The sequence below is a fragment of the Psychromonas sp. psych-6C06 genome (genome assembly GCF_002835465.1).
In the GTDB taxonomy this organism is placed as follows: Bacteria; Pseudomonadota; Gammaproteobacteria; order Enterobacterales; family Psychromonadaceae; genus Psychromonas.
Genome location: NZ_PIZM01000013.1, coordinates 1 through 14,162, shown reverse-complemented (window position 1 = coordinate 14,162; position 14,162 = coordinate 1). Strand labels below are relative to the sequence as shown.

At 40.4% G+C, this 14,162-nt stretch carries 13 protein-coding genes; 7 read left to right on the top strand and 6 right to left on the bottom strand.

Features of this window, described 5'->3' with window-relative positions:
- Window positions 1-65 precede the first annotated feature (65 nt).
- Window positions 66-404: an MGMT family protein gene (locus tag CW745_RS15065; protein WP_238596842.1), complete on the top strand. Its 339-nt coding sequence runs from the start codon at window positions 66-68 to the stop codon at window positions 402-404.
- Between the two features lie 21 nt (window positions 405-425).
- Here the strand turns inward: CW745_RS15065 and CW745_RS15060 are convergent, their stop codons facing one another.
- Together CW745_RS15060 and CW745_RS15055 are read right to left on the bottom strand one after the other, a co-directional pair.
- Window positions 426-1,346 (bottom strand): M15 family metallopeptidase, encoded by a 921-nt coding sequence (locus CW745_RS15060; protein WP_238596841.1) that lies wholly within the window; start codon window positions 1,344-1,346, stop codon window positions 426-428.
- Between the two features lie 15 nt (window positions 1,347-1,361).
- Window positions 1,362-4,067 carry a GNAT family N-acetyltransferase gene (locus CW745_RS15055; protein WP_101109525.1) on the bottom strand — a complete coding sequence of 902 codons (2,706 nt, stop codon included), beginning with the start codon at window positions 4,065-4,067 and terminating at the stop codon, window positions 1,362-1,364.
- A gap of 182 nt (window positions 4,068-4,249) precedes the next feature.
- On the opposite strand from CW745_RS15055, the gene CW745_RS15050 reads away from it, so the two are divergent.
- Together CW745_RS15050 and CW745_RS15045 are read left to right on the top strand one after the other, a co-directional pair.
- Entirely contained in the window at window positions 4,250-5,593 is a 1,344-nt protein-coding gene (locus tag CW745_RS15050) for an MATE family efflux transporter (RefSeq protein WP_101109524.1), read from the top strand.
- Window positions 5,594-5,658: 65 nt separating this feature from the next.
- Complete coding sequence (locus CW745_RS15045) at window positions 5,659-6,459, top strand: hypothetical protein (RefSeq protein WP_101109523.1); 801 nt, start codon at window positions 5,659-5,661, stop codon at window positions 6,457-6,459.
- 6 nt (window positions 6,460-6,465) lie between these two features.
- Here the strand turns inward: CW745_RS15045 and CW745_RS15040 are convergent, their stop codons facing one another.
- Complete coding sequence (locus CW745_RS15040; RefSeq protein ID WP_101109522.1) at window positions 6,466-7,287, bottom strand: GGDEF domain-containing protein; 822 nt, start codon at window positions 7,285-7,287, stop codon at window positions 6,466-6,468.
- Window positions 7,288-7,420: 133 nt separating this feature from the next.
- Here CW745_RS15040 and CW745_RS15035 point away from each other — a divergent pair, with 133 nt between their 5' ends.
- The 4 genes from CW745_RS15035 to CW745_RS15020 all read left to right on the top strand — a co-directional run bounded on the left by CW745_RS15035 (window position 7,421) and on the right by CW745_RS15020 (window position 11,100).
- The gene (locus CW745_RS15035; RefSeq protein ID WP_101109521.1) at window positions 7,421-8,386 is read left to right on the top strand and encodes a VanZ family protein; all 966 of its coding nucleotides are present in this window, start codon (window positions 7,421-7,423) and stop codon (window positions 8,384-8,386) included.
- A gap of 119 nt (window positions 8,387-8,505) precedes the next feature.
- Window positions 8,506-9,171: a regulatory protein RecX gene (locus tag CW745_RS15030; RefSeq protein ID WP_101109520.1), complete on the top strand. Its 666-nt coding sequence runs from the start codon at window positions 8,506-8,508 to the stop codon at window positions 9,169-9,171.
- Between the two features lie 4 nt (window positions 9,172-9,175).
- A complete protein-coding gene (gene radA / locus CW745_RS15025) occupies window positions 9,176-10,585 on the top strand; it encodes a DNA repair protein RadA (protein WP_101109519.1) in 1,410 nt (469 codons plus the stop codon).
- Window positions 10,585-11,100: a methyltransferase domain-containing protein gene (locus CW745_RS15020; protein WP_101109518.1), complete on the top strand. Its 516-nt coding sequence runs from the start codon at window positions 10,585-10,587 to the stop codon at window positions 11,098-11,100. The genes radA and CW745_RS15020 overlap by 1 nt, the downstream gene beginning before the upstream one ends.
- A 242-nt stretch (window positions 11,101-11,342) precedes the next feature.
- Here the strand turns inward: CW745_RS15020 and CW745_RS15015 are convergent, their stop codons facing one another.
- The 3 genes from CW745_RS15015 to CW745_RS15005 form a co-directional block, all read right to left on the bottom strand.
- Window positions 11,343-12,047 (bottom strand): hypothetical protein, encoded by a 705-nt coding sequence (locus tag CW745_RS15015; protein ID WP_101109517.1) that lies wholly within the window; start codon window positions 12,045-12,047, stop codon window positions 11,343-11,345.
- 375 nt (window positions 12,048-12,422) lie between these two features.
- A complete protein-coding gene (locus tag CW745_RS15010) occupies window positions 12,423-12,917 on the bottom strand; it encodes a T6SS effector amidase Tae4 family protein (protein ID WP_101109516.1) in 495 nt (164 codons plus the stop codon).
- Window positions 12,914-13,294 (bottom strand): Rap1a/Tai family immunity protein, encoded by a 381-nt coding sequence (locus CW745_RS15005; protein ID WP_101109515.1) that lies wholly within the window; start codon window positions 13,292-13,294, stop codon window positions 12,914-12,916. The genes CW745_RS15010 and CW745_RS15005 overlap by 4 nt, the downstream gene beginning before the upstream one ends.
- Between the last annotated feature and the right edge of the window lie 868 nt (window positions 13,295-14,162).

Below are 14,162 nucleotides of genomic sequence, written 5' to 3'. Positions count from 1 at the left end.
AAGGCACTCTTATTTAATGGGAACGACAAAAGAGTTAATATACTCGCAACCACTAAGGATGCAAAGTGCAATTAGTGATTCAATTAAAAGGCGATACAGATAGCATGAATGAATTTGAACAGTCACTTTACAACGTGTTAGCGACTTTGCCAGCGGGTAAATTGTGCAGTTATGGGCAACTGGCAAAACGCGCAGGTTACCCTAATCATGCTCGCCATGTTGGCAAGACGTTATCTAAGCTACCTAGCGATACTAAACTCGCTTGGCATCGCGTTATTAATAGCCAAGGTAAACTGTCATTAACTGGTGATCGGCAGTTAAAGCAGAAACAACGTTTATTAGCAGAAGGTATTGAAGTCACTGAGGAAGGTACCGTTATTAATTTTCGACACTATCTTTACTAAACATCCATTTTATAATGGCATTTAATACTGTTTAACGCAGATAGCAGATCTTTTGGCAGGCCTGTTCAGTGCGGCTAATATCGCCTGTGGCTTAAGTTGATAATGTTGAGTCAATGACTTTACTGATAAGCTGTTTTTCAAATAATGTACATAATCATTAACACGATGCTGTGAGTAAGCAAGCGGATACATCGCCTTACAGCTGCGATGCCAATTGACATAGTTTTCAAAAAACTGTTTTGCATCGGGCGCAGAAAGTGTTGTCATTAATGTAGCCATATCACGGCTTACTTGAAAGTGTTGATAATCGATGGGGGTATCCCAATAACCTCCCCAATATAAAAAGCCATTATCAGCAAAAATATCAATCACCTGCTCAGCAAAGCCCATACGTGATTGTTTAGCTAAACGCCAACGCATACGGTTAGCGTATTTTTCACTGCCAAGGGGGCTAAATTTAGCCATTCCCTGGGCATTAAACTCAATAAAAGGATTTTGTTGTGGATTGATATCGATGGCTAAACCGTAGGCGTGTAACGATAAACTGCGCTTGCCTGTCAGGGCGCGATAATTAAAGGCGGAGCTATTATTATCCGCCATCGAGCGCTTATCATCACCGTGGTAATGTTCAATCGGTTTTGCTTGATGAATGGGAAATTGAATTTCATATAACTGTTTAAAAATAGCACTGACATAAGGAGCAACGGCATCCATAACCACCAACGAACCATCTCGATGAACCTTGCCTTGAAAATCGATATAATCAAAACGCACTTCACGTAAGCGCTCACATTGCACCGGCGCCTCAGCTTGTATTACGCCTAATTGCTGCATTTTCTGACAGCGCGGTGTGGAGAGTGACACAACACTTGATGCCAGCAAACTCATCGGAAAACAAAATAACGCAATCACTGTTGCTAGCTTTAAAATGGATGGAAACATTGTTTTAGCTTGTTCCTATTGTTCTATATTTTCTGCTTTTTTTAGAGAAAGCGACATATTAATCACCCCCTCTTCGATATCACGCTGTACTTCAAACCCTAATTTTTTAGCCAGCGTTGCCATGCCAACATTGGAAAGCATGGTCATGCCGGTTAAATACAGCGTGCCCTTGGTTTTTTGATAGCGGATCAATTTATCAAGCATCAGTTTACCCAAGCCAAGGCCCTGTAAATCAGAGCGTACTATCATGGCAAACTCAGCATCAATGTTATCAGGATCAATTGAGGCGCGCACTACTGCTAAGGTTTCCTGCTCACTGTTTTCATCAAGACGCACTGCAATGAAGGCCATTTCCCGTTCATAATCTATCTGAGTTAACATCGCCATCTCTTCATGGCTCATTTTTCCACGCTGTGAAAAGTAACGTTTATAGCGATCTTCTTCGGTTAACGCAGCATCAAATAACTGATGACGCGCTTCATCTTCCGCGGTGATAGGACGCACCAAAACGCTTTGCCCATTGCGTAGCAACACATCTTCTTCAAGCTGTTTGGGATAGGGGCTGATAGCGAGTTGGCCAAAATATCCCTCACTTGCCAATGCGAGATGAATTTGACTATCAAGAATGGTGACTTGATCGCCAACTACGAGCACCGGGTTGAGATCTAAATCTTTAATCTCAGGATTATCTAATAACATTTGTGAAATACGGGTCAGCATTAGGCATACCGCATCCATATCAAAGTCCTGTGCGGCACGCTTAATTTTAATTTTATTATCTTTAATGCCCTGAATCATCAGATAACGTGCCAATGCCATGTTTAATGGTGGCAGAGCAACCACTGCGTTTTCTAAAGTAGTCTGTAAATCGCGCGCATCACTCTCCTGCGAAACGGCAATAATCGGCCCGAAGGTCGGATCTTGCTTGATCATCACACGTAGCTCTAAACCGATCCCACTGGCGACCATTTTTTGTAATGTAAAGCCGGTTAAGCGAGCTTCTGGTAAAAGACTTTTTACACGTTTATTAATTGCGCTTAATCCTAAAAACAGCTCCTGCTGGTTATTAATATTCAGGATAACACCATGTACCTGTGATTTATATTCAATATCTGGCGAATTAATTTTCACTGCTAGCGGGAAACCGATCTCTTTACCTAACGCTAATGCCTGCTCTTCATCATTTGCCACTTCGGTTTTAATCGTGTTTAGATGATAAGCAGCTAAAAGCGGTGTCGCTAAATAGGTATCTAATTTAGTGGATAGCGTTTCAGGATGCACCACATCAGTAATATATTGATGTGCATAGGTTGTGTCGTAGACTAAATTCTCCGGTAAAGTCGTTGGCGTTTCTAGCAACAGTTTTTTATTACGACGATATTGCACAAGGTGCATAAAAGCGGTTACGGCCCCCTTAGGGGTTCTAAAAGTAGGGATTTTAGCTTGCGTAAATAAGGTTCGAGCTGGTCTCGCGGCCTCCTCTCCGGTCCAATTGGTGAGAATATTAATCTGTTTACGCTTGGGGTGATTTTTTATGACCTCTATAATTGCTTTGGCACTGTTTTGGCTATCTGATAATGCAGATGGAGAGTGCATAATTAATATAGCATCTACTTGATCGCTATCCATTAAATGGCTGAGGGCTGTCGCATAACGTTTCGGATCGGCATCGCCGATCATATCAATAGGATTATTGCGCGACCAATTTTTAGGGAGACAACTGTCTAATTTGGATAATAATGGCGCATCTAATTCGGCTAGCCTACCTCCTTCCGTCACTAAATTATCCACCGCCATAATGCCTAGACCACCACCATTGGTGATGATAGCAAGGCGCTCACCATGTAGATAATTGGAATAAGCTAAAGTTTCTACGGCCGCGAACAATTCATGTAAATCATGCACACGAAGCATACCTGCTCTCTTGATAGCTGCGTCGTAAACACTATCGTGGCCAAACTGGCCTTTACTATGAAGCGCAGCTGCTTTTGCGCCCAATTGCGAGCTTCCCGATTTTATTACTAACACCGATTTATGCTGTGAAATAGCACGTGCGGCCGATAAAAATTCACGTGCATTTTTGATGCTATCAACATACAACAGAATAGATTGTGTTTTACTATCACGGGCTAAATAATCTAATAACTCAGCAAAACCAATATCCTGCGCGTCACCTAGTGAGATAAATGCAGAAAAACCAATTTGCTTGCTATTTGCCCAATCTAATACCGTAGTACAAACGGCTGCAGACTGGGAAATGAAAGCAATATTTCCCTTCAGAGCACTACAATGTGCGAGGCTTGCATTTACTTGGGCATGCGGGTTAATTAGTCCCAAACTACTCATGCCAAGCAGGCGAATATTTAATGATTTAGCCAGTAGATAAATTTCATCGGAAAGTGATGCATCGCTGGGTGTCGTCACAATAATGGCCGATTTACAGCCTTTTTCTGCTAACGCAGGCAAAATCTCTGCAATTCGAAATTCGTTGGTACAAATCACTGCTAGCTCTGGGGTAATTGGTAAATCGGCAATGGTTTTATAAGCAAGCACCCCATGTACAGAACGATATTTAGGCGTAACCGGCATAATGGGACCATTAAACCCCTCCGCTAATAGATTATTCATCACTAAGTATCCGGCACGATGCGGTTGAACTGACGCACCAATGACGGCAATGGTTTTTGGATTAAAGAAGTGCTTAAGTGTTTGTAACCCCATTATAAATTCCCTTCTTATTGCAACTTTATTGAGTTTACTCGGGCCATACTTTCCTGCTTGACTTTTTTTATAAAAATATGTGTTTGATCGTGACTATTTTTACAAAAATAATCTGAATCGGGCATTGCGTGCCGCATCTGATCGGCATAGACTGCAACTTTCCCCTCTCCACTGGAGCCAGTGTGTCATACTCTCAAGAAATAACTAAAATTCTCAAATTAAGTATGCCACTTTTTATTGCTCAATTTGCGCAAACTGCGATGGGGTTTGTGGATACCATCATGGCTGGTGGCGTGAGTGCAAACGATATGGCCGCCGTTTCTATCGCAGCCAGTATTTGGCTACCCTGTATTTTATTTGGCGTTGGAGTGTTAATGGCGCTTATTCCATTAACTGCACAGGCGCATGGTGCAAATGACTTGCAGGAAATACCTAAAACAGGACAGCAAGGTTTATACCTTGCGCTATTACTGTCGATACCAATTATCTTAATTCTTTACAATGCCGGCACCATTGTTGGTTATATGTCTATTGAACCGGCACTTAAGACCATCACGACACAATATTTGTATGCGGTTTTACCAGCAGTCCCTGCTTTTTTACTATTTCAAGCATTACGCAATTATATCGAAGGTTTATCCTTAACCAAACCGGCAATGGTGATTGGTTTTGCTGGCTTAATTTTAAATATCCCGCTTAACTGGATATTTGTCTATGGGCAATTTGGCATGCCTGCATTAGGCGGTGTCGGTTGCGGTATTGCTACAACACTCGTTTACTGGTTTATGCTTTTTGCCTTAGCCGCTTATGTAGCAATCACCAGAAAATTACAGCAGTTTCCACTGTTCAAACATTTTCAACGCCCCTATTTGAAACAAATCTTCTCGATTTCAGCATTAGGGTTACCCGTCGCGGTCGCCATGTTTTTTGAGGTGACTATCTTTGCGGGTATTGCCGTATTAGTCGCTCCATTAGGTGCTTTGGTTGTTGCATCGCACCAAATAGCAATGAATTTCTCAAGCATGGTATTTATGTTACCCATGAGTATCGGTAGTGCGGTTAGTATTCGTGTTGGTTTTAATTTAGGCCAAAAAAATACCCGAGGGGCTAAAGTATCAACTTATTCAGGCTTAGCGATTGGTTTGGGTCTTTCTGCTATTACAGCGCTGTTAACTGTGATTTTTAAATATGAGATTGCAACACTGTATACTGATAATGAAGCGGTTATTCAACTTGCCATTACACTGCTGTTATTTGCGGCCCTTTATCAGTGTGTGGATGCCATTCAAGTTGTTGCAGCTGGTGCTTTACGTGGCTATAAAGAGATGACCGCTATTTTTACACGTACTTTTATCGCTTATTGGGTTGTCGGCTTGCCACTGGGTTATCTCCTTGCGATGACGGATTATCTAATCCCTGCATTAGGTGCAAAAGGTTTTTGGATAGGTATTACTATGGGGTTAACTGTAGCGGCTGTTTTGTTAGGGCAGCGTTTATTCGTTATACAAAGAAAGTTAAACGCCTAGCGGATCACGAAACTCAAAGTCACAATACGTTATCATCACGCCTTCATTTTATTGAGACGGATCCCATGTTTAATATTTTTAAGGCAAAGCCACTACTCACGGATGAGGATGCAAAGTGGATATTTAACACCTTCGATTGGGCACTTGCACATTTTGATAGCGAAGAGTTTTTTCAGCGTACACAATTAATTGAGCCTAGCGATAAATTCTTTCCTGGCAACGTCGATAGTCATCAAGCGGTTGCTAATACTGTATTTGGCGCAACGCTTAAATATACTGGATTGAGCCATTGGCCGATGCAATTGGTGCATCCTGCTGCATTTGCAAGCCTGCCTCCCGCTTTTTTAAACCTTGATTTTAGTGCGGGTGTCAAACGTAACTCTGCAGACTCAACACTGCTCCCTTTTCACAGTGAACATCCCCTGACTATTACCTACAACCTAAATCAAACCTTAAAGCCTGAAGATTTGAGTGCCAGCTTCGCGCATTATATTGCGCAGCATTTAGTCGCGCAAACACAGATCACCCCATTGGGAGGAAAGCAATTATTTGCGCCTGCAACGGAAATTTTGGCCGTATTTATGGGTTTTGGTATTTTAATGAGTAACTCAGCTTACACATTTAGAGGGGGTTGTGGCAGTTGCTATAATGCAGCAGCAAATCGACATGCCTGTTTATCAGAAGATAAAATGGTCTTTGCTCTAGCCCTATTTTGTCGATTAAAGGGAATAAATCCAGATATTGCCAGTAAACATTTGAAAAAGTATCTACGTAGTTCTCTTAAACGCGCACTGCAACAGATTGATGATGCGAAGGAGCAAATATCGCCATTAATGGCTAGACCTGAACTAATCTCAATAGACTAGTAGCAACTAAGGCGCAACTTGGTTGCGCCCATTTTCCTTAGCAATATAAAGGTTTTCGTCGGCGCTTAAAAACAAAGTATCGGTCGATTGATCATTTTCAAGATAATTGGCAACCCCAAAACTACAAGTCACATTCCTTGCCAAGAAAAAAGCATCATTAATTCCCGACTCTTCTTCCAAGAACTCTGATTTAGGAAGATCAAAAGCGGTGACTTGATTAAGCCCATAGTGACCCACCTGTAAGCGCTCATCAATCACCAAACAGAGACGTTTCGCAACTAATGATGCTTCCTGTAAATTGGTTTCAGGTAAAAGAATAAGAAATTCTTCACCGCCGTAGCGGTAAGCGAAGTCGCTAGGCCTTATGGTTTCTAAAAGAAGTTTACCAAATAATTCCAATACATCATCACCGACTGAATGTCCAAAATCATCGTTAATATCTTTAAATTTATCTAGATCACAAATAATGAGGGAAAAGTCTGACAGCTCTCCTAGATAAACTTCACTTTCAAGGCTGATTAATTTACGTTTTAAATACTCTTTCTTTTTTAACCCTGTTAAATCGTCAACGGCAATATCATTAATTGCATTTAGGTTTTTAGCAGCAAGATCTAAACGACCATCGGCAAGGTGTTGATTATGGGAGTCTACAAAACCATAATTCATAATATCGCGATAAAAAAGGTAGCACTGTGCTTCACAGGTCGTTCGTTTTGCATCGTGGGGAGTCGGTTTTTTTATGAAGTTTAACAACGAGAAAAAAGCATCGCCAAATCGAAAGCCTGTATCTAACTCTATGATCTCTCCCTGTTGATTTAAAACATCCATATTAACCTTAATAACGCCAAATATTCTCATAATATAGAATATCATTTGAAAATCACCACTGATTAATCAATATTATAGATTGCACTGCCCTGCGAGTCGGTTTATTCTGCCTTTTTTGCAACCGATGCTCACTATGTTTAAAAAAGCTTCTCTTATTCTGATAGCAACACTGTTAATCACCATGCTATTTGGTGAGATCCCCGAATTACTTCCTTTTCGCTTAATTTTAACCTTATGGCCACTAGGGCATATCGTTGTGTTTGCTTTTTTTAGCTCGCTTGCATTAAAAAAAATCCCCTATGTTAGGCGTGCTAATTTTAAGCGACAATTTCTGCTGTTAAGCCTAAGCTGTTTTATCATCGGAACTTGCATCGAACTATTGCAACCCCTTTTTTATCGCAGTGCAGAGGTAGAAGATCTCTTTTATAACTACTTAGGTACGCTACTTGCGCTTTTTTATTTGGGAAATTTCACACCAAGTCAGCCGATAAAAATGGCTTTAAGGGCAAGTTATGCCTTTGTTCTAATTACTCTATTAACGCCAACAATCTTAACCGCCTATGATGAATACCGCCTGCGCAAAGATCTTCCAGTTATCGCCAACTATTACAATCAAACAGCACTAACTCGATGGAAAGCTGATGGTCCAATTAGCATTATCAATATCGACACATTGCCAGAAGGATATAAGGGCCGTAATCACAATATACTACAGGCACGCTTTGAAAGCCGTAAAGCAAGTCGAGTAGTTCTGCGCTACTTTGAAGAAAATTGGCAAACAGGTGATGTAAATGAAAATGCAGCTTATCAACAGCTACAATTCGATTTTTTTAACCCGAATCAGACCACCGTACCGTTGCGTATTATCATGACTGACAAACATTATGGTAAGAAACATGCCACACGTGCCTATCGATTTGGTCGTACCGTGTTATTGCCACCGGGCTGGTCCACGCATCAAATCAGTTTAATAGATATTCAACAAAACCCTACGGCAAGAGATATCGATTTAACACAGATGGCTGGTATCGATTTTTATATGTACAAGCTAAAAGAGCCTATCACCCTCTTTATCGATGAGATCAAGTTAATTCCCTAAATAACCTCGTTAAATAAAGTACAGTTAAAATCGCAAAACGTAATTTGATGCGCTGTTGAAAGATAACGATAAAAGCGGCATTGTGCATAAACCGTTTCCCTTTAAGGCTGAGTAACACGATGGCATTTAATAAACCCATAAAACCTGCAAATGATATCGAAGCGGTGAAACGTTCTGCCTTTTGGCATTTGAGCCGACGCGATCACAGTGAGCAAGAGCTACGCAGTAAACTTAGCCGAAAAACTGATAATCAACAGTGGATTGATGCGGTGATTGATGAGTGTTATAGCTATCGGTACCTTGATGATGATCGTTTTACAGAAAGCTTTATTCGTAGCGCACAGAACAAAGGTTATGGCATTAACCGCATACAGCGCGATCTGCAGCAAAAAGGGATCAGCCAGCAACAAGCATCGCACCACTTTCAAGCCAGTCAATTTGATTATATTGATAGCGCCACGCAGCTCCTTGATAAGCGTTATCGACAGCGAATAGAGAATGCGCACTTGAAACAGAAAGTGATGGCCTTCCTGCAAAACAAAGGTCATACTTTTGAACATATTTTTAGCGCGATAGAATGCCATAATGAAGCCTATCCAATCGAAGATTACGATGCATTGGGCGATGCGCTAAAACTACTCAATGGTAAGTTTAGAGAGCCAATCAGCGATAAAAAACAGCAGGATAAAGCGCTGCGTTTTCTTGTCTCGCGTGGTTACTCTTATCAAGATTGCCAAAAAGCAATCACACAATACAACATACAACTAAGCGAACAGGACAGTTAATTCCATGGCTAAAGCAAAAACAAAAATCGCCTACGTGTGCAGCGAATGTGGCGCCGACTTTACCAAATGGCAAGGTCAATGTAGCGAATGTAAGGCATGGAACACCATCACTGAATTTCGCGAGCCCACCAGCACAACAAAATCGGTTAATGCAGCGGTAAAACGCAATACTAGCGGTGGTTATGCCGGGCCAAGCATTGGTGTGCAACGTATAAATCAAGTACAGGTTGAGAATGCAACACGTGTTTCCACTGGACTTTCTGAGCTCGATCGCGTCCTCGGCGGAGGCATTACCTTGGGCTCTGTAGTGTTAATCAGTGGTGATCCGGGTTCGGGTAAAACCACGTTATTAACCAAAGTCGCCGAAGTGATGTCACAAAACATGAACACCCTTTATGTGACCGCAGAAGAGAGTTTAAGCCAATGGGCAAAACGTGGCCTTGAACGCCTTAAACTTAACTTTAATGAAGCAAACTTTATGCTTAGCGATACCGACAGTATCGAAGATATTGTTGATCAGTGTATTGAAAATAACATCAAGTTCTTAATTGCTGACTCCATTCAAGCCTTTGAATCAAATGCAGTAGATGGTAGTGCTGGTGGTGTTACTCAGGTTAAAACCTGCGCCAAAATTTTAAACCGCCTGTGTAAGCAACACGGTATCACCCTTATTTTAGTTGGGCAGGTGAATAAAAATTCGCAGATGGCAGGCCCACAAACACTCAAACACATTATTGATACCGCGATCCACATAGAAGTTAATGACGCATCAGTGCGTATTTTACGTGCCGATAAAAACCGTTTTGGTGATACCGAGCAGGTCGGTATTTTTCAGATGACCGAATTTGGTATGCGCTCGGTAGATAACCCTAGCCGACTATTTTTATCCGGCAGTGAAGAACATTTTGAAGGCTCTGCAATTACCGTCATTAAAGATGGTGCGCGTAATTTGTTAATTGAGATTCAGGCACTTGCCACCGAAGTTGAGGGAGAGAAATCTATCCGTAACTGTATTGGGGTTTCCTATAGTCGTTTATCACTTATTACCGCGGTACTTAAAAAGCATGGCGGTATCCCCACCTATTACGATATTAATATCAGTTTGGTAGGCGGCCTTAAAATGGCAGACTCGGAAACCTCTACCGATATGGCAGTGACGGCTGCCTTGCTCAGTTCAATTAACTCAAGACCTTTGCCTGAAAACGCGGTTTTTATTGGCGAAGTGGCATTAACCGGCGAGCTTCGTCAAGTTCCACAAATAGTGCCTCGTGTTCGCGAAGCGTTGAGTCACGGTAAAGAGCAGATCTTTATACCCGAAGTGGCTTACCATAAATCGATGCAACAATTTGTTAAAGGCAATCAAACGATCCACCCCCTTAAAAATATTAAAGCTCTGATTGAGGCGCTAAATTAATGACGCATTCACCGTTATTAGAGAGCTATTTACCTTACTTCAAGGAAAATGAAAAACCGATACTTGATCTGGCCTGTGGCAATGGGCGTAACGGTTTATTTTTACATCAGCAGGGTTTGCCGGTGCACTTTGCTGATCATAATCAAGACCTTTTAAGTCGCTTAAAAACAAACGCGATGATTGACGCGTCACAATGTATTTGCGCAGACTTTGAAAACGGCAACTTTCAACTCCCGGCAGAAAGTTATCAAGCTATTATCGTGTTTCGCTATTTACATCGCCCACTAATGGCTCAAATTCACCAAGCGATTGCGCCGGGTGGATTGATTATTTATGAAACCTTCACCACTGAGAACAGGCAATTTGGACGCCCGAATCGTGATGCCTTTTTATTACAAGAAAATGAGTTAAAAACACACTTTGAAGGCTGGCACTGTTTGCACTATTTTGAAGGGATAAAACGCAATCCAGATCGCGCGATTGCACAAATTGTTTGTCAAAAACCTATTTACTAACTGGATTAGACTGGTTCTCAGTGAGTGCCATTCCGAAATATTTTCTAACTCGTCTGCGCTCATCCATTCAATATTTGAACCTACTTTGCACACATTTCTCCTTTCAGCGAGTCACTTTTTCTTAACAGTAAGAAAAAGTATCGGAAATTTTTGGGTACGCATTGAATTGCTAAAGTGTACGGATGTCCAGATCTTTAGGAACGAACAATAACCCACTGTTTTAGTTTCGTTTAAAATGCTTGTTATGAGTTAATGCTATGTAAATGAACGTTTAAACGCCAGAAGATCAATGCTTGTACCGCTACATTCAGTACAACAAACACCCAATCAGCAAAGAAAGGAGGTAAACCAGAAACTTCAGCCATGCCTATTGCAAAGCCTACTGAAAATGAAAAAATAATAAACTTGATAGTTAGTGGCACGAATAGCGAGACCATTTTTGCAATGTAATTACAAACAGGTTTGCCGTTGTTTTTATGTGTAGTAAAGGTAGTGTTAATGCCAAATATAAAAATACCAATCATTAATATTGCCTCAATCAGAATAGACAAGGTATTTTCTCTCGGAAATAGAGATGCTACATAGATTGATATGGTAATAATTAATGAGCCTGCTAGGTAATAATTTTTCCATTCAGTTTCTGATAATAGGTCTTTTTTTATTTTTGTTGCTAAAGCTTTTGTATTCCAAAGGTTTAAACCTGTAGACTCAACAGCGCCTTGGGCTGAGATAACTGTTGGCGCATAATTATATAACGCTTCCGTTGTTATATCACCATATTGGGCCAATGCCTCAGCGCCTGATTTAGCTTGAATATAGTAATTAGTATCTATAATGAAACCTTGACCTAATAACTGTTCTTTCTCTTGATTGTAGGTTTCAGTATTCGCTTCTAAATAAGTCAAACCTTTATTTTCTTCGTGTACGAAAAGTTGATACTGTGGCATATATAAATCCTTAATTGTATGCTAGCTATAAGACAGTTTGAACTGCTACATATCTTTTTGATAATTCCAATGTTATTTAAAAGCTATTGTTCTCATCAATAGCCTATCATGTTGTGTGTTGTGACTAGAAATTAGCAAATACCAAGATGCAATATAACCAATTTATTTTTATACCTTAATATATCAAAAATAAATATAAGCAGTAATTTATCCCGTTATTGGGGCGAAAAATTCTCGATAATGTGACTACGCACGTTTACAGCTGTCACATAACGCCTCGTTAAACCGAAATTAATGGTTGGCTACAATCGCGAAGCAATGGCCAACTGTTTTTATTCCGTTTAAACGACTTGTTAACTGGCTCTTGCTCGAAAGCTACTTTAATTCCCAAAACCATATTTCTCTACAATCATAATAACAAGCTGAACTACATTCTGCGTCATTATCGACATTGGTTGAATCTATTAAATCGATGTGACCACCACCATATCCGTCAATTTTCCAAAATAGCACAACACCTTTAGAGCCTAATACTTGGTTGCTAAAGTTATTTGGGCGATAAATTTTGGGCTTTCCAAATACACTTGGCCTCATCAGTTGATCGGCAAGTAATTTTGCACCAGTTTCCAAGTACCTCCCTTTAAACTTACCAGACTTTATTTGTAACCTTCCGTCAAAAATAATTCCTGACTTAAGTAACGCTAAACTCATCCTGGTAGCACAAGTATTCGCATAAGCTGCATTTTGTTTTATGAGGCCTTGGTAGCTTAGGCCGACTTCATCATACAATTTATCACCACTTAGGTAGTTTGGCATATATGCAGTGGCAGAATAGAAATTAGAAGATAATTTATGAAAACTAGGTCTCATTTTTGTTCCTTACATGGCAGTGTGTTGTGTAATTTTGAAATTATAACTTTAGATGCTCTTTCTGAAGGTTTCGTATGTATAGCAGCTTCTATAGCAGAGAAAGCGAGTTCTTGTACTGATGTTGCCTTAACACTCTGAAAACCACACCACTCGGTGCCTTCTGTGCTATCGATAACTCCAATAAAATACATTTCAGCTAACCTTCTTTCACTTACCTGTTTACTAAGATATGAATTATATAACTTATCTACAGATAGAGGCTGATTAGCAATATTCAGTGGCTGTCGATCATTATTGGGGATGTGGATAGATTCACTGTTCGCTGAGACCAGTGAACTAGTAAGAATTATAAAGATCATCCCAAATTTTGTTTTCATTATTGCTCCTTAAAAGTATCTCATTAGGCACTAAATAACTTAAAAGGCAATAATACCTGAATTCTATATCCCCACAACAACAGATTAATAAATACCAATATATAAAACAGATAGTTACCATATATCAATTATAACGTCTGAAATTTAAGTGATGAACAATAGATATATGCGAATATATCAAGCCAGTTAACGCCGCGTTAAGCGGACAAAAATAGTTGGCTATACTTTGTGAGGCACGAACAAAAGCCAACTGTTTTTGTTCCGTTTAAACGCCTTGTTAGCACGGCGAGTGTAAACCTAAATAGGTTTTAGCGCCGTTAATAAATAGAAAGTTGCACAATGAATGTGAAACTGAACACTTATTTTAAATCCAGTGAAAAGCCAAGGTTTGACACCGAAGCTGAAATACTTTGAATGTTACTTTAAAACCACAAGGCACAACACATTCAATTGAAAACTGCCCTTCCAAACACGACCAAACTCACAACAACCCAAAAGCCAATTTCGTAAGCCTGATAACGCCGCGCTAAGCGGACTAAAATTGTGGGTTATAATGTGTAGCGAAGCGAAACGTAACCCACTGTTTTAGTTCCGTTTAATTGCCTTGTATGGATAATTACCCCACCAAATAGTTACCTTTTAAACCCGTTTAGGTAAAGTGAGGCCCAAGCTTTGGCTGCAACCAAAGCCTTCTTATACAACAGTTCGGTAAATTGCAGGCTCCTCATTTGAGAGACCGTTAACAAGTGAGAACGTTGTATAGGACTCCAAGCATTAAACTCGAATAGTCAACTGGGCCTCGAGCCCGAATAGCAAGGCCGAGTCAGCTTATTATGGCTCGTCAGCGCGGCGTGTACGGTCAGTGGGT

Excerpts from the sequence above, each read along its gene's own strand:
- CW745_RS15060 (WP_238596841.1), bottom strand. The coding sequence starts at position 1,346 with ATGTTTCCATCCATTTTAAAGCTAGCAACAGTGATTGCGTTATTTTGT.
- CW745_RS15055 (WP_101109525.1), bottom strand. The coding sequence starts at position 4,067 with ATGGGGTTACAAACACTTAAGCACTTCTTTAATCCAAAAACCATTGCC.
- CW745_RS15045 (WP_101109523.1), top strand. The coding sequence starts at position 5,659 with ATGTTTAATATTTTTAAGGCAAAGCCACTACTCACGGATGAGGATGCA.
- CW745_RS15040 (WP_101109522.1), bottom strand. The coding sequence starts at position 7,287 with ATGGATGTTTTAAATCAACAGGGAGAGATCATAGAGTTAGATACAGGC.
- CW745_RS15035 (WP_101109521.1), top strand. The coding sequence starts at position 7,421 with ATGTTTAAAAAAGCTTCTCTTATTCTGATAGCAACACTGTTAATCACC.
- CW745_RS15030 (WP_101109520.1), top strand. The coding sequence starts at position 8,506 with ATGGCATTTAATAAACCCATAAAACCTGCAAATGATATCGAAGCGGTG.
- radA (WP_101109519.1), top strand. The coding sequence starts at position 9,176 with ATGGCTAAAGCAAAAACAAAAATCGCCTACGTGTGCAGCGAATGTGGC.
- CW745_RS15020 (WP_101109518.1), top strand. The coding sequence starts at position 10,585 with ATGACGCATTCACCGTTATTAGAGAGCTATTTACCTTACTTCAAGGAA.
- CW745_RS15015 (WP_101109517.1), bottom strand. The coding sequence starts at position 12,047 with ATGCCACAGTATCAACTTTTCGTACACGAAGAAAATAAAGGTTTGACT.
- CW745_RS15010 (WP_101109516.1), bottom strand. The coding sequence starts at position 12,917 with ATGAGACCTAGTTTTCATAAATTATCTTCTAATTTCTATTCTGCCACT.
- CW745_RS15005 (WP_101109515.1), bottom strand. The coding sequence starts at position 13,294 with ATGAAAACAAAATTTGGGATGATCTTTATAATTCTTACTAGTTCACTG.